At 52.4% G+C, this 20,681-nt stretch carries 20 protein-coding genes and 1 riboswitch; of the genes, 13 read left to right on the forward strand and 7 right to left on the reverse strand.

What is annotated here, in order from left to right; translation table 11 throughout:
- Window positions 1–11: 11 nt before the first annotated feature.
- Both GN112_RS31505 and GN112_RS31510 read left to right on the forward strand, forming a co-directional pair.
- Window positions 12–704 carry an ISAzo13-like element transposase-related protein gene (locus tag GN112_RS31505; RefSeq protein WP_331457553.1) on the forward strand — a complete coding sequence of 231 codons (693 nt, stop codon included), beginning with the start codon at window positions 12–14 and terminating at the stop codon, window positions 702–704.
- Window positions 664–927 (forward strand): hypothetical protein, encoded by a 264-nt coding sequence (locus GN112_RS31510; protein WP_155313767.1) that lies wholly within the window; start codon window positions 664–666, stop codon window positions 925–927. Before GN112_RS31505 ends, GN112_RS31510 begins: the two co-directional genes overlap by 41 nt.
- Here the strand turns inward: GN112_RS31510 and GN112_RS31515 are convergent.
- A complete protein-coding gene (locus GN112_RS31515) occupies window positions 899–3,016 on the reverse strand; it encodes a TonB-dependent receptor (RefSeq protein ID WP_155313768.1) in 2,118 nt (705 codons plus the stop codon). The genes GN112_RS31510 and GN112_RS31515 overlap by 29 nt on opposite strands.
- Window positions 3,017–3,168: 152 nt before the next feature.
- Window positions 3,169–3,345: riboswitch (cobalamin riboswitch) on the reverse strand.
- A 647-nt stretch (window positions 3,346–3,992) separates the two neighbouring features.
- Here GN112_RS31515 and GN112_RS31520 point away from each other — a divergent pair.
- The 3 genes from GN112_RS31520 to GN112_RS31530 all read left to right on the forward strand — a co-directional run bounded on the left by GN112_RS31520 (window position 3,993) and on the right by GN112_RS31530 (window position 6,380).
- A complete protein-coding gene (locus GN112_RS31520; RefSeq protein ID WP_155313769.1) occupies window positions 3,993–4,829 on the forward strand; it encodes a hypothetical protein in 837 nt (278 codons plus the stop codon).
- 167 nt (window positions 4,830–4,996) lie between these two features.
- Entirely contained in the window at window positions 4,997–5,596 is a 600-nt protein-coding gene (locus GN112_RS31525; RefSeq protein ID WP_155313770.1) for a hypothetical protein, read from the forward strand.
- A gap of 595 nt (window positions 5,597–6,191) precedes the next feature.
- Window positions 6,192–6,380 carry a hypothetical protein gene (locus GN112_RS31530; RefSeq protein ID WP_155313771.1) on the forward strand — a complete coding sequence of 63 codons (189 nt, stop codon included), beginning with the start codon at window positions 6,192–6,194 and terminating at the stop codon, window positions 6,378–6,380.
- 77 nt (window positions 6,381–6,457) lie between these two features.
- Here the strand turns inward: GN112_RS31530 and GN112_RS31535 are convergent, their stop codons facing one another.
- Complete coding sequence (locus tag GN112_RS31535) at window positions 6,458–7,264, reverse strand: alpha/beta hydrolase (RefSeq protein WP_155313772.1); 807 nt, start codon at window positions 7,262–7,264, stop codon at window positions 6,458–6,460.
- Window positions 7,265–7,374: 110 nt separating this feature from the next.
- On the opposite strand from GN112_RS31535, the gene GN112_RS31540 reads away from it, so the two are divergent.
- The 3 genes from GN112_RS31540 (at window position 7,375) to GN112_RS31550 (ending at window position 9,916) form a co-directional block, all read left to right on the forward strand.
- Window positions 7,375–7,992 (forward strand): metallophosphoesterase family protein, encoded by a 618-nt coding sequence (locus GN112_RS31540; RefSeq protein ID WP_155313773.1) that lies wholly within the window; start codon window positions 7,375–7,377, stop codon window positions 7,990–7,992.
- Window positions 7,967–9,043: an Lrp/AsnC ligand binding domain-containing protein gene (locus tag GN112_RS31545; protein WP_155313774.1), complete on the forward strand. Its 1,077-nt coding sequence runs from the start codon at window positions 7,967–7,969 to the stop codon at window positions 9,041–9,043. The genes GN112_RS31540 and GN112_RS31545 overlap by 26 nt, the downstream gene beginning before the upstream one ends.
- A 315-nt stretch (window positions 9,044–9,358) precedes the next feature.
- Window positions 9,359–9,916, forward strand: a complete 558-nt coding sequence (locus GN112_RS31550; protein WP_155313775.1) for a universal stress protein — start codon at window positions 9,359–9,361, stop codon at window positions 9,914–9,916.
- A gap of 124 nt (window positions 9,917–10,040) precedes the next feature.
- Here the strand turns inward: GN112_RS31550 and GN112_RS31555 are convergent, their stop codons facing one another.
- The 5 genes from GN112_RS31555 to GN112_RS31575 form a co-directional block, all read right to left on the reverse strand.
- On the reverse strand, window positions 10,041–10,736 hold the full coding sequence (locus tag GN112_RS31555; RefSeq protein ID WP_155313776.1) for a Crp/Fnr family transcriptional regulator: 696 nt from the start codon (window positions 10,734–10,736) through the stop codon (window positions 10,041–10,043).
- A 181-nt stretch (window positions 10,737–10,917) separates the two neighbouring features.
- Window positions 10,918–13,266, reverse strand: a complete 2,349-nt coding sequence (locus tag GN112_RS31560; RefSeq protein WP_231717188.1) for a xanthine dehydrogenase family protein molybdopterin-binding subunit — start codon at window positions 13,264–13,266, stop codon at window positions 10,918–10,920.
- A gap of 78 nt (window positions 13,267–13,344) precedes the next feature.
- A complete protein-coding gene (locus GN112_RS31565) occupies window positions 13,345–13,797 on the reverse strand; it encodes a (2Fe-2S)-binding protein (protein ID WP_155313777.1) in 453 nt (150 codons plus the stop codon).
- Window positions 13,798–13,872: 75 nt separating this feature from the next.
- Window positions 13,873–14,751, reverse strand: a complete 879-nt coding sequence (locus GN112_RS31570) for an FAD binding domain-containing protein (protein WP_155313778.1) — start codon at window positions 14,749–14,751, stop codon at window positions 13,873–13,875.
- 125 nt (window positions 14,752–14,876) lie between these two features.
- Window positions 14,877–15,905, reverse strand: a complete 1,029-nt coding sequence (locus GN112_RS31575) for a molybdopterin-binding protein (RefSeq protein WP_155313779.1) — start codon at window positions 15,903–15,905, stop codon at window positions 14,877–14,879.
- A gap of 289 nt (window positions 15,906–16,194) precedes the next feature.
- Between GN112_RS31575 and GN112_RS31580 the strand changes: the two genes are divergently transcribed.
- The 5 genes from GN112_RS31580 to oah all read left to right on the forward strand — a co-directional run bounded on the left by GN112_RS31580 (window position 16,195) and on the right by oah (window position 20,664).
- Window positions 16,195–16,410, forward strand: a complete 216-nt coding sequence (locus GN112_RS31580) for a hypothetical protein (RefSeq protein WP_155313780.1) — start codon at window positions 16,195–16,197, stop codon at window positions 16,408–16,410.
- Window positions 16,411–16,845: 435 nt separating this feature from the next.
- Window positions 16,846–17,319 (forward strand): helix-turn-helix domain-containing protein, encoded by a 474-nt coding sequence (locus tag GN112_RS31585; RefSeq protein ID WP_155313781.1) that lies wholly within the window; start codon window positions 16,846–16,848, stop codon window positions 17,317–17,319.
- A gap of 117 nt (window positions 17,320–17,436) precedes the next feature.
- Window positions 17,437–18,207 carry an enoyl-CoA hydratase/isomerase family protein gene (locus GN112_RS31590; RefSeq protein WP_155313782.1) on the forward strand — a complete coding sequence of 257 codons (771 nt, stop codon included), beginning with the start codon at window positions 17,437–17,439 and terminating at the stop codon, window positions 18,205–18,207.
- Between the two features lie 188 nt (window positions 18,208–18,395).
- Window positions 18,396–19,469 carry a 6-hydroxycyclohex-1-ene-1-carbonyl-CoA dehydrogenase gene (gene had, locus GN112_RS31595; RefSeq protein WP_155313783.1) on the forward strand — a complete coding sequence of 358 codons (1,074 nt, stop codon included), beginning with the start codon at window positions 18,396–18,398 and terminating at the stop codon, window positions 19,467–19,469.
- A 61-nt stretch (window positions 19,470–19,530) separates the two neighbouring features.
- Window positions 19,531–20,664 (forward strand): 6-oxocyclohex-1-ene-1-carbonyl-CoA hydratase, encoded by a 1,134-nt coding sequence (oah, locus tag GN112_RS31600; protein WP_155313784.1) that lies wholly within the window; start codon window positions 19,531–19,533, stop codon window positions 20,662–20,664.
- Window positions 20,665–20,681: the final 17 nt, after the last annotated feature.

The raw sequence follows: 20,681 nt of genomic DNA on the forward strand, positions 1-20,681 counted from the left end.
ACCCCTAGGAAATGTTCCCATCACCCAGAACCATGGCAAATATAGTCAACCGAAACGGCTTTCGTTTGCGTCTGGTAGAGAAAGCCAAACCTTTAAAAAAACCGCAAACAGACGCTATTTTCAACAATATCAAAGAAAAGGACGGACAACAGTTTGACGAAGGAGAGAGCAAGCGAATAAGCATTGACTGCAAGGCCACCGTGAAAATCGGAGAATATAGCCGCGGAGGTAAAACACGTGGCGATAATCAGGCTGCCGACCACGACATGGGTTGTAAGGAAAAATATACGCCGTTTGGTGTATTGGATGAAGACAGCGGACAGTTGAACATCATCTTTGGAAGTTCCTTCAAGACAAGCGATTTTATCTTAGACAGCCTATATGAATGGTGGAACCACATACCTGCCGAGGAACGCGATAGCATTTCCCTCCTTCAGATTAAGGCTGATAACGGCCCGGAGAGCAATGGGCAGCGAACTCAGTTTCTCAAACGAATGATGGATTTCACTGACTACATCGCAAAGCCCGTACAAATTCTTTATTACCCGCCATACCACAGCAAATATAACCCTGTGGAGCGATGTTGGGGAATCTTGGAACAGCATTGGAACGGAAACAAGCTTGTGGATAGGGAAACTCCCGGTATGCAACCCTTGATGCGCCTTGAAGACGAACACAAGCCCGGCGCAATTACGTTCAATTAATTTCATCCCCGATCCTAAGCCGGTTTTTTCAGATCCTGGCGGACGAACTCAACCCGCTTTCACAGATAAACAGCGTGGGCGGATCGACCTTGAACAAAATTTCAGGATCAATCAAAAAGCGCCCTTTGACGGTGTTTTTTTTCACCTGAACGCTGTCGGCAACATTTTGATTGCGACTGCCGATGATCGGCAACTTAAAAACCGAACTGCACGGCAGCAATGATATTGATGCCGGGTTCGGGGATAAAATCCATGTCGTCCTTGCGCAAATGGGACAGATAATATTTGTCCAGAATATTCTCGATATTGAGCGTGAGCTGCATGTCGTGTATCGCCGACCAGACGGTGGGAATATCCAGGCCCGTCCGCAGATTGAATACGGCATAACCGGGAGTTTTGTCTTCGTCGGGGGCCGGATGATTCTGGCGTGCATAAAGGTCTCCGGAAAGCTCGATCCAATACCGCATGGTGTCGTACAGATGACTTTCCCATCGAACACCCAACGTGCCGTTCAAGGGTGGAATATTATTGAGACGGTCCCCGCTGTCGCGATCTTTACCCACGACACTCGAGATGGTTCCAAAAACGCTGAAGCTGTCGGTAAAAGCGAACTGGGCCTCACCGTCAAAACCATAAAGTTCGGCATCCTGAACATTGACATATTTATATGTGGGAATGTCGGAAATAAAGGAGGTGTCCTGTAAAACCGTATCGATGTAATCGTCGACCCGAGTGTAGAACAGGTTGAAAGATCCCTGAAAACGGGAATAACGAACTTTCATCCCGACATCGTAATTGTAGGAATATTCCGGGTCCAGATCTGGATCACCGATTAAAATCTGGCTCCCGCCACCGCGAGTCGAAAATCGTTCGAAGATGTCCGGCGCACGAAATCCGCTGCCGACATTGGCCGTCAGGTGGTAATGTTCCGTCAGCCTATAAAGCAGCCCGATGTTAAAGGTGGCGGCACTGTCATCTGCGTCTGAAAAATCGTTGATCTCCGAACTTGACGAAGTCTGGGCCCCTGAAGCGTTGTAACGCGAATCGGTAAACTCGATATCTTTGGCGCTTGCATCAAAATAGTCATACCGGCCGCCCGCGATCAGCGTCAGCTTTGGCATCAGGTGCATTTCGTCCTGAACAAAGGCACCATAGTGGTATCGCTCGGCATCCGGTACCGGTTGAAACTTCAGGCGTCTGGCGAGGCTGTCATTGCTGTTTCGTTGAATGAGCTGGGTTTCCGTCGAATCCGTTCCTTCACGAACGGCCTCGAATCCGGCGGTGAGACCGTGCCGGTCGCCGAGTGGAATCAGCCCTTGAAAAGAGCCTCCGATTGCGCTCGTCTCAATATCGTTGGATTTCAGATTATAAACCGGGCTGCTGGAACTGGGAAACCTGCCTTTAAACGAACGGTCCTGATCAACATAATAAATTCGGGCTTTGAGATTCTCGAAAAAACTCAGATCGGTGGCTTCATAACCGAGTTTGTAGCTATTCGTATCAAAACGATCAAAATGGGAATAGGGTGCGGAAGGATCCTTTTGCGGTACCCCCATGTCGTCGATCTGGTTGATTCGCAAGGACGCCGTCAGGCCTTGTTTGTCGCTCAGGGCATAGCGGGCTTTCAGATCGAGGTTGCGGTTTTCAAACTGCGAATTGTTGATTTCGTCACCGTTTCCATCCGTGTAATTTTCCACATCCCGGCCCGAGATGCCCAGCAGGAAACCCAGTCCCTTACCTCCCGCAGCCAGTTCGTAGCGCCCGAACCAACCATTGTCCGTACTGGAATAGCGGCCTTTGATGGTGTTTTCCATCTGCCACTGATCCCCTTCGGAAAATTCAACCTCACGGGTGATGATATTGATGACACCCCCCAGGGCATCGGTGCCGTAAAGTGCGGATGCCGGCCCCTTGACAACTTCGATCCGGGAAACCGAACCCATATCCATAAATGGCGTAAACGGCATTCGACCTGCCCACAGGTTGGTTTCACGATCGCCGTCGTAAAGCACAAGCACCCTGTTTTGTCCAAGCCCACGAATGACCGGACTGGTTTCCCAGGAACCGGCACTTTCCATGGAAACACCGGGGATATCGGCAATGGCGTCGGCAATCGATGCCGGAGCGGTTTCCTGAAGACGTTGTTCATCGATTGTCGAAATGGGCGTCGGTACATCAAAGGTATTGTCTTCCGAGCGGGTGGCGGTAACCACAATGGTATCCATCAGATACACGTTGTCTTCGGCAAGGCCATTGATGGCAAACGATAAAATGAAACAGAATGTGATGGTGAAACGGCAGAAAATGGACATGTTGGTCTCCTTTGTATTGAAATAGAATCAGCCTGCGCACTTACTCAGGGAAACCACGCCCGCCACAAACGCAAAAACCCGAAGCCCTTTTTTTGGCTTCGGGTTACCCATCTGTACCGAAAGCGATTCTCAGCCGTCATTCCCCTTTGAGTTGAGAACTTGAGATCACAGCAGGTCTTCTGACTTCCGGTTCATCCGCAAACGATGCCTTCCCGGAATCATCCAGTGGCATGATATCGTCTTTGTCCCCGGTTACAGCGGTGGGTCCGCCCCCGATTCGCACGGGGTTCCCTTTTTATCCCGAAGGAACTGCAATCCAAATAAATTGTGATAGCCGGAAAACAGTACAGTTAGTTACGATTCCAGCCTTTTTTGTGAGTATTCGTTTATTGTTTTTGAGGCATTTCGTCAACCCTATTTTCCCTGTATTGCGCTGTACCGGAGCAAACGGTCAGCCAATGAGGCGACTTTGGAAGAATTGAAATCAGTTTTCTCTTAAACTATCTGGCAGATAACCGTCTCGTCCGATGGGCCACCGGGGTTCGTATCATTAATGCAGTTCATTCACTGTTTTGAAACCGGCGTCGGTAAGCGATAAGAACCCTTTTTCTGCCCTTGCACCAGAAGCAGCGAGGCAGTCCCCAGTTTACAATCCCCATATAAGATGGTAGTCATTTCAAAAATATGTTCTAAATTGCCTTCGTCCAACCCGTTTTATCCATCATCCCGCATCGTGCTAAAAGACCTTCGACATTGAATCAGCACCGTCGTCTGTTGGGAGTAACGTCGCTTCAATGGTTGGCGCGACGACGGATAACACGCTATCCATTGCAATATTAACTTAATTAACAATGATAAAAATGGGATCTGAAAATCTGAAACGTTATATTAGTAAAAAAGTTGCTGAAGAATTATGGAATTTAAGCAGGGGCAGATGCTGTTTGTGCCGTATGACCATTCCAGCTGAAAAAAGCGGTTGGGCCGACATATCCGATTATCTAGAGAGACATCACTTGATGATAGTAACTATAATCCATTTATGCAAATTCGTGCTGAAATACATTTAATCACGCTGAACTTGCATTATTTCATAGATATTAAGGCCGGCGATTTTGTTACGATTAAAGAACTAAGCGACTTTGTCCTTTCTAACATCATTACACCTATGGCAGAATATGATGATAATTATTTATGGAAAGACATAAATGATTTGGAATTGGCATATGAGTCTGATTTGAAAAAGAGAATTGATTCAAATAAGATAGTGAAAGCGTGCATAAAGAAAAATGACCCATTTATACCTATATTGACTATCACTCATCAATATGCAGCCATAGGGGCTGGACGTATAGCTGTTTTACGAGCGAATATCAAGGGTCCATTTAAAGATTTATTGAATCTAAGGCATACCACTAAAACACTGCTTCAAACTCATGGATTCGCGGGTCCTTTGGAAGACCTTGATTTACTTGAAAGCTGGCTGCAAATGATAGATGATCAATACAGCCGCAGATGGTTGAAAAAAATCGTACTGCTTCTTGATAAGTCTCCTACATGGAAAGAAACACTTCATCATTGTCGGGATAAAATGCAGGATGAAGATAAACCAATTAGAAATGTTGATAGATTTTTCAATGAAATGCAAATGATGTGTAAAAGAATATATGATACTGTGACGGATGATATGGATATTAAAGCCAGTGTTCAGCTTGATAATAGACGTATGGTGTTATGGAGTATTATCCGTGGTCATATGATGGAATCTATTAAGGCTCTAATAGAACTGAAAAGATATAAAGAAACCTTAATCTGAAAATTCATCAACGCTTGCGTCGGAGGTATTAATTTTTTAAAATTAGCTAACCCTATGCTGGTAAAGACGCGCAAAACGACCGGATGAGTGAGCAGGGCCGCATATTACATACCAAACAAGATGGGCGCCGGGAATTACCTTGATTATCAATCTATGAAAGGAAGCTTATGGCATTGCCAGCAGAAGTAAAAAAAGGACTCTACATCAACAGGCTGTTATCATTATTATCAACACCCGGAAGTAGGGCCCAACAGAGTTCACACAGTCAGTTTACAGGCAATAAAGTATATCGATATACAGCATGGTATAATTGTACTTATGTGGCCGCAGGAGGAGGGGCAAGAACCCCATGCTATCGATTGTCGAAAAACAATCCCCGTAACTTCCTGTATGTCGGAAATATTCAAGGCGGGGTAGCTGTCGGTATTGTGCCTAAAAGGACAAGTCCATTTTATGTATACAGCGATAATTATGGTGGGTGTGAATGGCAAATCCTTGCCCGCAAAGATGGAACCGCGGCTGCATTTCTGCATGTATATAAAGGCGCCGAAGGCCTTGCAAATTATACATTAGGCGGCAATTGGGAGCTAAGAGGCAAGGTCGAATCTTCTCCGGTGGCAAAAATAGTCGGCCAAACAAAAAACATAATTTCGTTTGCATATGTGGCCTCTGGATGGACATTCGCAGAATGCTGTATGCTGGCGACGGATAAGCAAGATGGAACAGTTGATTCGATTTACGAATACAAGGCTATAAAGATTAGTTGACAATCAAGACTGGAAGGCCTGAGCAGGGTAGCATCTTACTATTAACTGGTAAACCCCCAGCTTTACCGGGGGACTGTGCGTCTGTGAAGAGGCCATAACAGCACGGTGAAAGTCCATGTCGGAGCAGGGCCAAGACCCCGTAACTGATGAAAACTGCGTCGCCGTGAGGCGGGTTGGAGAGCAACCGGAAGTGAACCAGCGGTCCGTGCCTAGCATGGGAGCGAAGGGGAACTCGCTGGCGCTTTATAGAAACCGCATAACCGGATTCCAATTCAAATGCGGTCACCCTGCCAATTTTCTTGCATGTCTTGACAGTCGCCGAGAAAGCAGACTAAAATAATGTTTCATTTCATTGTGCTTTTGTGCGGATTCGTAAAAGCCGTCTGTTTCCAAAGTGGTTTCACTGATTGCTCCTCTCTTACGCCTGCGGATTACTGAACGACAAACATCATTATTTCAGGATGGTTTGTCATGCAGAAACGAATCGTTATGAAACTGTGCCTACCCGGCTCCCGGCGGAGCAGGTCGCCCTCCGGGAGTATATCCAAAACTTGATTCAACTGCGATGCAGACAGACGCCAAAAGGAGGTGGGTGATGAAATTTTCGGATTTTTTTGTGCCGAGATGGCAAAATTCCAATCCGGAGGTCCGTAAAGCAGCCGTGGCACGGCTGAAGGATATCAGACTGCTGGGACAGATTGCCGAAAAAGATACCGATCCCGGTGTCAGCCAGGCGGCCCTGAACCAGTTGGAAACGCTTCAGGTGAAAGAGACCGTCTCATGACGGAATGGCAGTTTCAAAGCAATCAGGTCCGGCGGGTGACCCGGCCTTCCGGGCCTGAACCACGCCAACACATCCTCTCACCGGTTTGTAATTCTGTCCGCTAACGCACCGACCGCTTCCAGGTATCGATCCATTCCGCGTAAGAAAATATCGTTGTGGTTGGCCTTGTGAATTTTCAGCAGGGTCTTGTCCGCTGCGCCACTGGCATTGAACAGAGCCAGGCCGTCGGCAAAAGGGATGATATGGTCGAGCTCGGCGTGGATGATCAGGGTGGGGCCGGTAAACGCACGGATTTTTTCCAGGTTGGAAAAGCCTGACGATTCATCAAAACCAATGCGCTGCGGATCGATTCCCAAAAGCCGCAGCAGTGGTCCGGCCCAGGCGAAGCCGCTTTCGACAATCAGACCGTCGATCCGCTCGTCGCCGGTGGCGGCCAGTTCAAGAGCCGATGCACTGCCCAGTGATCGTCCCATAACGATCAGTGGGCCGTTCACTCCATTGTCTTTCAGCCAGTTACAGACGTAATCAAACACCGGCCGGCAATCGGCCATCATGGCAGATACCGTCGGGTGGCCATCGGAACAGCCGTAGCCCCGGTAATCCACGGCGATGAAATGGATGCCCAGGCGGTTGAACATCGGCGCAATGTCATCGTAATCGGAAACGATCTCGCCGTTGCCGTGAAAAAAGAGAATCACGGGGCCGCTGTTGCCGGCCATGTAAAAACGCGCGCCGATGCCGATTTCGGCCGCTACCGGAATCCGCACTTCATGAAAGCGCTGTCCCCCATCGACCGGACCGGCCACCTTGCGGGGATGGAAGAGAGAAGCAAGGACCTCGGGCCGGTCCAGGGCACGGTAGTCGGCAGTGGGCGTAGGCGACATGCGTTTCTCCTTAATTAACGAGTGGAAGGCAATGTCCCTATTATCTGCAGGCCGGTCCGATTCCGTCAAGGGCCGTTTACAAGGCAATCTGAAAAAGGTAAAGAGTCCCCATGAAGATACTCTCGGTTTCGGACATCGTGGTTGCGGAGCTGTCTGGCCGGTTTGATGTGGGGCCGTTTAAGGATGTCGATTTGGTGTTGGGCTGCGGCGACCTGCCACCTGAGTATCTGGCGGCCATCCGTCAGCGTCTGGATGTTCCGCTCTATTACGTCAGGGGCAATCACGACATCCGTTATCAAAACGCACCGCCCACCGGTTGTCGGAACCTTCACCAGCGTCGGATCGACTTCAAAGGGGTACGCATCATGGGGTTGGAGGGATCGCGCTGGTACAACGGGGGCCCGGTGCAGTACCGGGAGTTTCAGATGCGACAGATGATCTGGCGGATGCTGCCGGGACTGTGGTTTGGCGGCGGGGTGGATATTGTGGCTACTCATGCTCCCCCCAGACACATCAATGATGCGGAAGACCGATGTCACCGCGGTTTCAAGAGCTTTCTGAAATTGATTTCCCGGTTCAAACCACGCTATTTCATTCATGGTCACATTCATTCCCATTTTGCCGCAACGGAGCAGCGACGGACCCGGGTGGGCAACACCCAGGTGATCAACACCTTTGGCTATCACCTTCTGGAGCTGACCCATGCGCAACCTGACGGATCTGATTAAGAACTGGCTTCACGGCAGCCGCGATAGCGAAGCCAAGTGTTTTCGTGAAAACCAGGAGTGCGAAGGCGCCTTTGACCACATTGACCGGGGCATTTGCCGCGTGCCCATGGACAAGATCGTGGGCAGCGTCGGGCGGTACCACGACTTTGACAGCCAGTTCAAACTGAAAGAACACATGCCCGCCGACCGGCTGGTCAGCATCAAGCGGGCCATGCAACAGGGCCGCGCCCTTCCACCGGTCAAGTTGTATCAGATCAAGGATGAGTATTACGTTCTGGATGGTAATCATCGTATCGCCGCGGCCAAATCTTTCGGGCATTCCGATATCCGTGCCAAAATTGTCGAGTTCATCCCATCCAGCAACACCCTGGAGAACATCGTTTACCGTGAACGGCGCCAGTTTATGGATCAGACCGGGCTGGGGCATGCCATCGAACTTACCGAAGTTGGACAGTTCCCCCATCTGATGGCGCAGGTCAAAAAGCATAAGCAGTTCATGGAGACGGCTGAAAAACCGGGAATTACATTGGACGATGCGGCCGAAGACTGGTACCGGAGCATCTATTGCCCGTTGACCGAAATCATCCGCAAGGGGCGCCTGTTGTCTTTCTTCGAGGGACGGACCCTGGATGATCTGTATGCCTATATCTCTTATCACCAGTGGGAGAAGGGGCGGAACAGAAAATATGGTATCGGAATTGACACGCTGATTCCCAGGAGTATGGAGGCATTCAGGGAAAAAATGGCCAAAATGAAAAAAGAAGAATACCCGGAGATGCTGCGGGGCATCACCGCGTTTATCATGATTGCTGCCGAGGCCAAACGCGAGTCCAGAATCGTCGACCGGCTTTTTGCATTGCCCGAAGTCCGGGAAGTTCACTCGGTGCATGGAAGCATCGATATTCTGGTGAAGATTGAGTTGACCCGGGATTTGCTTACGTCCGATGCAGAGGTGATTGGCCAGTTTGTGCAGGAAAAAATCCGCCAGGTTCCCGGTGTCCAATCCACCCAGACCCTGATCCCTGGGCAATCCAGAATCAAGACTGCCTAAGGATCGGGAATTTTATTAATTGAACAAAATTGCTTGTTCTTGCGCCCGTCTTCCGCGTTGCATCAACGGCCACATACTCCCGGTATGCAACCCTTGATGCGCCTTGAAGACGAACACAAGCCCGGCGCAATTACGTCCAATTCATTTCATCCCCGATCCTAAACGGTCGCCATAGAATTCGTTTTCTCCGTAGGACGTCCGTTTTTTTATTTTGTATTGACAGTGTTTGCAGGGTGTTATATTAATAAACCTTCGAACTCGTGATCGGTGAGCCACCGGCCGTAACGCGACATTAACAAAGGTAGAGGCGAGACAATGTTCAAAGGCATCAACACCATCCTGTTTACCACGAATTTGACCCGAAACTGTGTTCCTGCATTTGATGTGGCCGTTATTCTGGCGCTGAAGTTTCAGGCCAAGATCATACTGCTGCATGTGATGGAGAAGGTTCCTGACTATGTCGAAGGCCGGTTGGAGGGGCTCCTCGGTGAGGGACACTACAAAGAGATGGTAAGCTCTTACGAAAATGAGGTTCGCGAGAAACTGATCGGTAAACGATCAACCAGCAAATTGATCCAGAAAGCGCTGGAGCGGTTTTGCCTGGAAGCTGGGATTGACGACGAAGCCTGTGGCTACCAGGCCCGTGAAGTGGTCATTGATGATGGTGATGTCGCTGAAAGCGTTATTAAAAATGCGAAGGCGCATGACTGCGACCTGGTTGTCATGGGGGGACACGAAGCCGCTTTCCTGAAAAAATCAGTCGGCAACAAAATAAAAACGGTTCTGGGGAAATCGAAGATACCGGTTCTCGTAGTCCCGGCCGATCCCAAAGAGATTGCCGACTTGCCGGAAGTTATCGGCTGGAAAAGCTGATCCGGCCCGGAGCGATATCCTGTCCGGCCGAAATCGGTAAACTGCCATTGATGGCGGGCGGGGTATTCGAGTTTTACGGTCCGTCCGCTGCATTATCCCCTTGCTGAAATCAAAACAGCCGGTTTCAGATCCATAACTCCTCAGATTCGGGGTCGATCAGAGCCTCGGGCTTGATAATATGGATCTGGCCCCGGCTTTTTTCGATGATGCCCTTCTGGCGCAGATCGCTCAACACGCGCAGGGCCGACTCGGTGGTCGTGCTTGCCAGATCGGCAATTTCCACTGCAGTGAAGTTCAAAAGGGGACCAAATTTTTCAGACAGGCGGTGCAGTACCCGTTTGAGCCGTTGAACCACCTTTTTTTCCTGCATGTCGAGGATCCGGCTGTTCGAACTGTCCAATGCCTGACCCAGGATATCGATAATGTTGACGATCAATTGCGGATAGGCAAAGGCAAAGCGAATAAAATCCTTGCGCTCAATGGACACCACTGTCGACGCCGCCGCCGCTTCGGCAACGTTTGCCCGCGCTTCCCCGGTAAACGGACCGACCAGATTGATCGGCTCTCCCGGTCCTGCCAGCAGGTAGGTCAATCGCTTGCCAAGGGGCGAGTATCTGGAGACCCGAATCATTCCTTCCTCCACCAGCACAAAACTTTCGCACGGTTCTTCTGCCTGGGAAAGGACATCGTTTTTTTCGTATCGCTTTATAACCGCCGATCCGGCAAGTTCCTCCTGCGCCTTCAGGGGAATTCCTTTCATTACGTCGGACCGGCCGAACAGGGTGATGATTCTGTCAATGTCTGCATGGGGTTTTGTCATAGACTCTGTTTAGCGCATCTGACGCATTTGTGGAATGCTTTTGTTGACGATCCGCTCATTTCAGAGTGGGACTGCCCCAACATGCACTGTTTTGTTCAGCCGTCTGAAATAAAAAAAGGGGCCGCCACAACGGGTCAGCCCCTTTTTTTACGTTTGGTTATGCGGCGTTGTTGCCCGCTGGTTATTTTTTATGCGCCTGCAAGGCCTCATAGATGCGTTGGGGGGTCAGGGGCGTCTCAAAAATTCGAACCCCGGTGGCGTTATAAATGGCGTTGAGCACGGCCGGAATGGTGGGCATGATGGCACCTTCACCCACCTCCTTGGCCCCAAAGGGACCGTTGGGCTCGTTGCTTTCCACCACGATGGCATCCACCGGCGGCATGTCCAGGGCCGTGACCATTTTGTACTCGGCGAAATCGCTGTTGATCACATTGCCCTTGTCATCGAATTTAACCTCTTCGTGCATGGCCTCACCGATGCCCATGGAGATGGATCCCTGCATCTGGCCTTCCACGGAGGTACGGTTGATTGCCTTGCCGCAGTCGTGGGCGTCGACGATTTTGGTAATGGTCACCTGGCCGGTTTCCAGATCTACGTCAACCTCGGCCACCTGGGCGCTGCAGCCGTAAGCTGGCGATGTGCCCACAGCCGCCCCTTTGTAGGTTCCCCCCAGGAAATGGGGTTTGTATTTCCCGGTCCCCACGATGGTGCCTTTTTTCAGGTAGGCGATGCGGGAGGCTTCCTTGAAGGTGAGATATTCGGTGTCCGGGTTATCCGTCCAGCCGCGGTGCTCTTTGATGTAGCGTGTGCGCAGCCCCATGAAATCCACCTCACGGTCGAATACGATCCGGCCTTCGACAATGTCGATGGATTCAACCGGCACGTCCAGTTCGTCGGACAGCACTTCAAGAACCTGGCGCCTGACATCTTCGGCCGCATCCTTGGTGGCATGACCGGTCATCAGAGTCTGGCGGCTGGAGTAGGCCCCCAGGTCGACCCCCATGTCCGTATCGCCGGAGGCAAGCCGGATGTATTCCAGGGGAACGCCCAGGGCCTCGGCCGCGATCATGGCAAAGGCCGTGTCCGAGCCCTGGCCGATTTCCGCCGAAGCGGTATAGACCAGCACGGTTCCACCATCTTCGGTCAGCTTGATCATTACCGTGCCGTGGTAGGTATCGGAGCGATAGATGGGAAACCCGGCACCGGAGACGAAGAACCCGCAGGCCAGGCCGATGCCCTTGCCCGGCGGCAATTTGCCTTTCTTGGTCTTCCAGTCGGACCCTTCCGTAACCGCACCCAGGCACTCGGCCATGCCAAGGCTGCTCATGTTGAGGTCATTGCAGGTGATATCGCCGGTTTCCATCATGTTTTTCAGGCGCAGTGCCAGGGGGTCGATACCCAGCTCCTCGGCGATCATATCCAACTGCTGCTCAAAGGCGGCCCGGGCGATGACGGCTCCATGGCCGCGTTGGGCGCCGCAGGCCGGCTTGTTGGTGTAGATGCGGTAGCCGTCGTATTTCATGTTTGGCAGCTTGTAGGGGCCGGCCAGCAGAGACCCGGCGTAGTAGACCGTGGCCGGTCCGAAGCTGGCATATGCGCCGCCGTCCAGGTGGCATTCGTGTTCCAGGGCCATCAATGTGCCGTCTTTTTTGACGCCGATGGTCAGTTTGTGGGTGAAGGCGTGGCGGCCGCGGTTGAACAGGAAAACCTGCTCCCGGGAGTAGTTCATCTTCACCGGTCGACCGGTTTTGAGCGCCATGAGACTGCAGGCGAGTTCCATGGGATTGGTGCCGGCCTTGGGACCGAATCCGGCGCCCACGTAAGGCTTGAGTACCCGGACCTTGCCCACCTCCAGCCCCAGTACCATGGCCACCGTGCGCTGGACATAGTGGGGCGACTGGGTCGAACTGGTCAGGGTCAGGTTGCCTGACAGATCGACTTCGGCGATGCATCCCTGGGGTTCGATAAAGCCGCCGTCCTGGCGTTTGTTTTTCACCGTCGTGGTCTTGATCAGGTCGCACTGCTTGAAGGCCGCGGCCACATCACCGAATTCCTGGTGGACTTCACCGGTGATGTTACGGGGATATTTCTCATGCAGCTGGGGGGCGCCCTCGGCCATGGCATCCTCGATGGTCAACACCACCGGCAGCGGTTCGTACTCCACCTTGATCAGTTCGACGGCCTTCTCGGCGGTTTCGCGGTCAATGGCCGCCACGGCGGCAATCTCGTCACCCACATAGCGGACCTTGTCATGGCAGAACACGGTTTCGTCATAGCGTGCCGGACTGACGCCGTATCTGACCAGCCCGGCCTCCTTAGCGGTCACCACGCATTTGACGCCGGGCAGCTTCTCCGCTGCCGATGTGTCGATGCTGACAATCTTTGCGTGGGCGATGGGACTCTGAAGCAGGGCCCCGTGTAACATGCCGGTCTTGCTAATATCATCAACGAACACCGCCCGGCCGCTTGCCTTGGCCGGTGTATCGATTCTCCTGGCCCGGCTGTTGATCACTTTATGGTCGCTCATCATTATTTCCTCCCGTTTTTATGCGCCACAATCGTTGTTATGGGCAGGCTAAAGGGGTTTCAAAAGGGCGCAGTCATGGTGCTAAACGCTTTTAATGGCATCGATGATTTTCTGATAACCGGTGCAGCGGCACAGGTTTCCCGAAATCGAGGCCCGGATTTCGCTCTCCTCGGGTTTCGGATTTTTGTCGAGCAGATGTTTGGCGGACAGGATCATGCCGGATGAGCAAAAACCGCACTGGATGGCTCCGTGCTCCACAAAGGCGTCCTGGACGGGATGAAGCCCCGCTTCATTGGCCAGACCCTCAATGGTTTCGACTTTTCGGCCATTGGCCTGGACGGCCAGCACCAGACAGGAATTGACCGGAATGCCGTCCAGGATTACCGTACAGGCACCGCAGTCGCCGGTTTCGCACCCTTTTTTCGTGCCGGTCAGTTTCAGTTCGTAGCGGATGAGATCCGTTAGACTTAGATTCGGTTCAACGGCCATTTCATACTCACGGTCGTTCACCGTCAATTTGATCAGTTTTTTCATGCCTATTCTCCTTGGATGTTGTTCGTCGCCGCTAAAGCGGAATGTGGCTTCGACCGCCCGCGGTGACAGGGAAGGTTACGCACCACTGGCCTGGCGATGGGCGATGTCCAGGGTCCGTTTGGTCAAAACGCCCACCATGGCCTTGCGGTAGCTGGCCGATCCCCTGAAATCGTCGATGGGGGTACAGTCCTGGCGGGCCGCTTCACCGGCTTTGAGAAAAAGGGCTTCGTCCGGTTTTTGCCCCAGCAGTACCGATTCGGCCGTGCCGGCACGCAGTGGCGTCGGACCCACGGAGCCCATGACGATGCGTGCTTTTTTAATGGAACCGTCTTTTTCATCCAGTTCGATGTAGGATGCCACGTTGACCACATTGCAATCCTGGGCCTTGCGGACGCCCAGGTTGATGTACCCGGCGCCCTGGCCGTCTGTCGGGGTCGGCACACGGATTTCGGTGAGCACTTCTTCGGGCCGCAGTTCGGTGAATCCGGGGCCCTTGAAAAAATTACCCAGCAGAACTTCTCTCTCTCCCTTACTGCTCACCAGGATGACCGTTGCCCCATAGGCAATCAAGGACGGGGGCAGATCGGAGGCCGGTCTTGCCGATCCGATATTCCCGGCGATGGTGGCCCGGTTGCGGACCAGGGGCGAGCCCAGCGCCCGCGCACCGGAACGCAGGGCCCCGAGCTTTTTCTCGACCAGGGGATCGGTGGTCAGTTCGGCAACCGTATAGCGTCCACCGATGACGATCTGGTCTCCTTTTTCGGTAATGCCGTGCATGGATTCGATTTTTGACAGACAGACAAGGTTTTCCGGAGCAAGGATCTTTTTTTTCATGTTCACCATAAGGTCGGTCCCGCCGGCCAGCAGCTTGGCCTTTGGACCAAAGGTGGCCATGATCTCGCAGGCTTCGTCAATGGAAGCCGGTTCATGAAAGTCAAACCTGGGCAGTAGCATCTCTCCCCTCCTTGTGAATGGGTTTAGGTCGTGCGCCGTCCGCATCCGGCAAACGTCGATTTTGCGAATGCGCACCATAATAATGTGAAAACCGTTGGATCGACCGCCGGCAACATGGCCGAGGATTATTTGCCAAACGGGCAGTTCGGGTACCGGCACTCCGGGCAGTTGGCGCAGAAACCGCCATGGCCCAGGGAAACGATATCCTCGCGGGAAATGGTTTCGCCGGCCAGCATGCGCGGGATCACCAGATCGAAGATGCTGGCCCCGTAGTACATGACACAACCGGGCAGGCCCACCACCGGGACATCGCCGATATGGGCGAGCATAAACATGGCCCCCGGCAGCACCGGCGCCCCGTAAGTGATGATTTCAGCGCCGGCGGCCCGGATGCTTGCCGGCGTCTGGTCGTCGGGATCAACGGACATGCCACCGGTGACGGCCACGAATTGAGCGCCATCGCGGATCAGCCCGTGGATGGCCTCAACGGTCATGGGAATATCGTCGGAGACAAAGATCTGGTCGATGACCCGGCTGCCCAGTTCGCCGAATTTTTTGCGCAGCACCGGCCCGAAGCGATCCTCGATGCGGCCGTGGTAGATTTCACTTCCGGTGGTGACGATGCCCACCTTGAGGGAGGCAAAGGGTTTGACCTGAACCACCGGAAAGTATTCCTGGCAGATGTCCTCGATGTCCTCGATGGCCTCGATGCGTTTGGTTTCTGTAAAAAGTGGGATGATGCGTGTCCCGCCCACGGGCTGATCCGGTTGAACATGCCGATGGGTGTGCAGGGTGGCGAACATGATGTCCTCGACTGCGTTGATTCGGCTAAGGGCCTCGGTGTTGATCGTCAGCAGACCGTTTTGGGTCGCGACCAGATTGACTTTCCCTTCAGCGGGATCGGTCAGGCGCAGTCCGCTGCCGGCTGAGGCGATGGCGATCCGGTGGGCCGCCTCGTCCTCATGAATCGTTCCGCTTTGCATGTCGAAGACATAGATATGCGCTTTGCCGAGATCGAGGAGTTTCTCAACATCGTCCGGTTGAATAATGCGACCTTTTTTAAAGGCTCTGCCTTTAAAAAATCCGGGAACGATTTGGGTAATATCATGGCAAAGCACTTTCCCAACTGCCTCTTCAACCGGAATCGCCTTCATTGAATGGCTCCTATTTAGTGGTAATTGGATAGTTCGGGTTGGTTTAGAAATTACTACTATAATGAATAAATGCATCCTATCATCGAAGTTATTTCTGTCAACAAATTTGTTTAAAAAAGATAAAAATATAATAAAAATAACTATAAATAACAAAATACGATAATAAAATAGGGAGCAGCTCCTGTATTTTGATCAAATTTAAGTTCATTATAATGAACTAATCGTGCGGTCCGGCTAATCGGTGAAACCCGGGCCCGCCGATCTGGCCACAGATCAAATGACGGATTGCATGCAAAACAGACGTGTTGGAAGCCTTGCCGTTTGGTTTGTCAAACTCGAAACCGGTCAACCGGATCCGGCGGGAAGAGGTGCTGACTCTATAGATGGCTTCACGAGCATGGTATCAGGTGTGATGGTGAAAACGATGATGACCGCCTTTTTTAAAGGAAGGGTCATATATTCAAAAGATACCGCTTTTAAAATGGTGGGGTGCATTTGTCGTTGACAAGCTATTATAGCTTTTATATAGCTACATTTAAGCCTATAAAAAGCTTTTTTGTCGCTTACTCGTTCGTAGGTAGAATACCTTATGGCCAACGCTTCATTATGCGGTCGCGTGACAATCGTTGCCGGCGGAAGGGTGATGACTTTCCCCCATTGTATCGCATGCGGAGGTCTTTGGTGGCATGGCCCGGAAAGCCGAATTCCTGGCTGCTCCCCGCCACTATGGAAGATCTGTACATTTGTTTTGCATAGGGTCTTCCGGTAGATCGATTGCACGACTCAAAGCCTTGAAGACTGGGGCGTTTACGTATTTTTTTCTTGACAAAACCAGAGCATATAAGTAGATATAGAGATCAACAGTTCTCCATAGAGAAAATACATGAGCGAAAACCGGTCTTTTTTGACTAATTCATGACCCCAAACGAAAAGGGATAATGTGTCACTGAATTACAAAAGAGTTCCGGCGATTGATAAGTGCTTTTCTATTCTATCACTTATGGCGGACGCAAAACGTCCTTTCCGGTTCTATGAAATCGTAAAACGGCTGAAGCTGAACAAAAGCACGGTCTTTAATATTTTGCATACATTGCACGACCTGAATGTGCTTGAACGGGGACACGACGGACTCTTTCGGTTAGGTCCCCAACTTTACATCCTGGGAAAAGCGGCGGCTCAAATGGGCGTGACAAACCAGATACACCACGTCCCTCAAAAAACCGTCGATCATGGAATCCAATCTGATTTAAATTTGGGACAAGCAGACAGGCCGGAGGCCATGCCGCAGCGGCAGAGCCGGTCGGTGGCCTATGATCAGGACAAGATCAGAATGCTGATTGAGAATAGTGAAATTTTCAGGTGCTTCTGGTGGGATATGCATATGCTCACCGCAGCCGGTGGCAGGCACCTGTAATAGCGGTCAGGTGAGTCAAGGGGAGCAGAAACAGCCTTAAAAATTAAGTGGGTACGATCGATCCATCAGATAATCTTTAAATTTGACCGAATCAGGAGAAGATTAAGGGGAATACTTATGACCGAACTCAGTTTTCACGAAATGACCAAGGAGAAGGGCGCTGCTCGAGTCGTCCTCAACCGTCCCAAACACAACGTTTTCAACATCGAAATGATGCAGGAACTGACCGCATTGCTGGACGAACTCAATGCCGATGACGACCTGAAGTGTGTTGTGATTTCGGGAAAAGGCGCCAGTTGGTGCGCCGGTGTGGAAGTCGGCGATCACAAACCGGAATTGGCACCGGAGATGATCCGTGTTTTCGATGCGCTCCTGAAACAGATCCACGCCATCAAGGTTCCCACCATCGCCGCCGTACACGGTGCCTGCCTGGGCGGCGGTATGGAAGTGGCCATCGCCTGTGACATGGTGGTTGCGGCAAAAGCCGCGGTTTTCGGTCAGCCGGAGATCAAATTGGGATTCCTTCCGCCCTATGCAGCGGTACGTCTGCCCCATCTTGTCGGTCCGTCCAAGGCGATCGAAATCTGCACCACCGGCCGCCGATACACAGCCCAGGCCATGTATGAAATGGGCCTGATCAGCGATATTTTGGAAGACGACGCATTCGAAGAAGGGCTCGGCAAAGTGATCAAGGAGATCGGCCACGCCAGCCCACTGATTATCCGCCTCAATAAAAAAGCGGTCAAACAGCATCTGGGATTGGGGATCGATGCGGCCATGGAAAGCGTTGGTGATATGTTCCTCAACCAACTGATGAAAACCGAAGATACCCTGGAAGGCATTAAGAGCTTCGAGGAGAAACGGCGAGCCGAGTGGGTCAACCGTTAGCCATTTCCCGATGTTCGCGACAGTTGGGTGACGTTCGATTGGCACACTCCCTGTGCCCACTGTCGACCCCGTAAAGTCAAATACGGATAAGCGCGGGCAGACCGAACACCCCGGTTCGATCTGTCCGCGCCCGAATCTTATGAGAGCCCCTCTTTCAACCCCATAGAGATCGAGAAGGAGCAGTTATCATGGCAACAATGATATCTTGGCAGATGGTGGAAAGAAACAAGCCTTTGGTGCGCGTCGAAGCCCCTATTCCCGAACCCGGTCCCGGTGAAGTGATCATCAAAGTCGCCGGATGCGGTGTTTGTCACACCGATCTCGGGTTTTTCTATGACAACGTTCCGATGAAATCCGAGATGCCGATTACCCTCGGCCACGAAATCAGCGGAACCATCGAAGCCACCGGCCCCGGCACCGAAGAGTGGAGCGGGTGCGCGGCGATTATCCCGGCGGTCATGCCCTGCGGCGAATGTGCGGACTGCAAGGAAGGCCGGGGCAACATCTGCATGAAACAGAAGATGCCCGGTAACGACATCCAGGGCGGGTTCGCCAGCCACATTCTGGTGCCGGCCAAACAGCTGTGCAAGGTGCCGGTGGACGAAAACATGAATCCGGTGTCCAAGACCGACATCACCCTGGAGGAACTGTCCGTGGTGGCCGATGCCATTACCACGCCCTATCAGGCCATTGTCGAAGCCAAACTCAATGAAACCGACATTGCCGTTTTCAACGGTGTCGGCGGTGTGGGCGGATACGGCGCCCTGCTGGCCAAGAGTTTCGGTGCCGCCGTGGTGGCCATCGATGTGGACCAGCCGAAACTGGACAATCTGGCGCCTTTCATGGATGCGACCTTCAATGCCAGGGAACTTTCGTTCAAGGATCTGCGCAAAGCGGTTTACGGGGTGGCCAAAGAGACCGGCCGGTCGCGCACCCACCTGAAGATTTTCGAAACCTCCGGCACCGCTGCCGGCCAGAAGACCGCTTTCGGTCTGATGACCTTCGGATCCCATCTTTCCGTGGTCGGTTTCACCCTCGACACACTGGATCTGCGCCTGTCCAACCTGATGGCCTTCAACGCCACGGCACGGGGCAACTGGGGCTGCATTCCCGAGTACTACCGCCCGGTGGTGGATCTGATCCTGGACGGCAAGATGCCCCTCAAGCAGTTCGTCAAGACTTTTCCGCTGGATTCCATCAACGATGTATTTGAGAATGCTCACCAGCGAAAGTACAACCAGCGTCCCATTATGGTTCCATAGTAACTGAAAGCGAAAAATGCCGTCGCCGGCGTTTTGCCGGCGACCCCACAAGGAGGAGAGAATGAGTGATTTAAGTTGGATGCCCAGAGAAGACGGACTTAAAGACCATCACCTGTGGAGTGAAAATACCTTCGGTACCGAGGCTCCGGGTGTGATCTATGAAAAGAAACCGATTCTTGATCCTCAGGGCAACCCGGTGGACGGAGTTTATTCTGCCTGGGTAACATTGAACAACCCCAAACAGTACAACTCCTACACCACCGAGATGGTGAAGGGGGTCATCGCCGGTTTCCACCGGGCATCTGCCGACACATCCGTTGTGGCCTGTGTGTTCACCGCCATGGGTGACAAGGCCTTCTGTACCGGCGGCAACACCAAGGAATATTCCGAATACTATTCCAAACGGCCCAACGAGTACGGCCTGTACATGGATCTGTTCAACGCCATGGTGGATACGATTCTGTTTTGCAAAAAACCGACCATCTGCCGGGTGAACGGCATGCGCGTAGCCGGCGGCCAGGAGATCGGTATGGCCTGCGATATCGCCATTTCCAGCGACCTGGCGATCTACGGTCAGGCCGGCCCCAAGCACGGCAGCGCTCCGGACGGTGGCAGCTCCGATTTTCTGCCCTGGATGCTGCCCATGGAACTGGCCATGTGGAACTGCGTTTCCTGCGAGATGTGGAGTGCTTACAAGATGTATCGCCTGGGCCTGATCTCCAAGTGCGTGCCGGTAATCAAGGACGGTGACAAATGGGTGCGCAACCCCACCGTCATCACCGATTCCTACGTGGCCGACGGCGATCTGGTGTACGGCGAATACAAGACCGGCGATGCCGCCAAAGAGGCCCGCGCCTACGTGAAAACGGCGACCACCGATTTCGAACTGCTTGACAAAGAGGTCAACAAAATCTTGTGGACCTACGCCAACCTGTTCCCCGGCTGCCTGATCAAGAGCGTCGAGGGTGTCCGTCTGAAAAAGAAGTATTTCTGGGATCAGGCCAAGGTGATCAACCGTCACTGGTTGGCGGCCAACATGTCCGGGGAGGCTTTCCTCGGCTTCGGCGCTTTCAACACCAAGAAAATCACCGGTACGGACACCATTGATTTCCTCGAATACCGTCGGCGTCTGGCCGCCGGCGAAACCCTGGACGACGTCCTGATGGCGGCGGTTCTGGGAAAACCCAAAGAATAACAACCCCCATCACGAAG

The organism is Desulfosarcina ovata subsp. ovata (assembly GCF_009689005.1).
Lineage (GTDB): Bacteria > Desulfobacterota > Desulfobacteria > Desulfobacterales > Desulfosarcinaceae > Desulfosarcina > Desulfosarcina ovata.

What these genes read in the sequence shown, in the direction of transcription:
- oah (WP_155313784.1), top strand. Translation starts at nt 19,531, where the DNA reads ATGAGTGATTTAAGTTGGATGCCCAGAGAAGACGGACTTAAAGACCAT.
- had (WP_155313783.1), top strand. Translation starts at nt 18,396, where the DNA reads ATGGCAACAATGATATCTTGGCAGATGGTGGAAAGAAACAAGCCTTTG.
- GN112_RS31550 (WP_155313775.1), top strand. Translation starts at nt 9,359, where the DNA reads ATGTTCAAAGGCATCAACACCATCCTGTTTACCACGAATTTGACCCGA.
- GN112_RS31555 (WP_155313776.1), bottom strand. Translation starts at nt 10,736, where the DNA reads ATGACAAAACCCCATGCAGACATTGACAGAATCATCACCCTGTTCGGC.
- GN112_RS31580 (WP_155313780.1), top strand. Translation starts at nt 16,195, where the DNA reads ATGCAAAACAGACGTGTTGGAAGCCTTGCCGTTTGGTTTGTCAAACTC.
- GN112_RS31505 (WP_331457553.1), top strand. Translation starts at nt 12, where the DNA reads ATGTTCCCATCACCCAGAACCATGGCAAATATAGTCAACCGAAACGGC.
- GN112_RS31530 (WP_155313771.1), top strand. Translation starts at nt 6,192, where the DNA reads ATGAAATTTTCGGATTTTTTTGTGCCGAGATGGCAAAATTCCAATCCG.
- GN112_RS31575 (WP_155313779.1), bottom strand. Translation starts at nt 15,905, where the DNA reads ATGAAGGCGATTCCGGTTGAAGAGGCAGTTGGGAAAGTGCTTTGCCAT.
- GN112_RS31560 (WP_231717188.1), bottom strand. Translation starts at nt 13,266, where the DNA reads ATGATGAGCGACCATAAAGTGATCAACAGCCGGGCCAGGAGAATCGAT.
- GN112_RS31570 (WP_155313778.1), bottom strand. Translation starts at nt 14,751, where the DNA reads ATGCTACTGCCCAGGTTTGACTTTCATGAACCGGCTTCCATTGACGAA.
- GN112_RS31515 (WP_155313768.1), bottom strand. Translation starts at nt 3,016, where the DNA reads ATGTCCATTTTCTGCCGTTTCACCATCACATTCTGTTTCATTTTATCG.
- GN112_RS31545 (WP_155313774.1), top strand. Translation starts at nt 7,967, where the DNA reads ATGCGCAACCTGACGGATCTGATTAAGAACTGGCTTCACGGCAGCCGC.
- GN112_RS31590 (WP_155313782.1), top strand. Translation starts at nt 17,437, where the DNA reads ATGACCGAACTCAGTTTTCACGAAATGACCAAGGAGAAGGGCGCTGCT.
- GN112_RS31540 (WP_155313773.1), top strand. Translation starts at nt 7,375, where the DNA reads ATGAAGATACTCTCGGTTTCGGACATCGTGGTTGCGGAGCTGTCTGGC.
- GN112_RS31525 (WP_155313770.1), top strand. Translation starts at nt 4,997, where the DNA reads ATGGCATTGCCAGCAGAAGTAAAAAAAGGACTCTACATCAACAGGCTG.
- GN112_RS31565 (WP_155313777.1), bottom strand. Translation starts at nt 13,797, where the DNA reads ATGAAAAAACTGATCAAATTGACGGTGAACGACCGTGAGTATGAAATG.
- GN112_RS31535 (WP_155313772.1), bottom strand. Translation starts at nt 7,264, where the DNA reads ATGTCGCCTACGCCCACTGCCGACTACCGTGCCCTGGACCGGCCCGAG.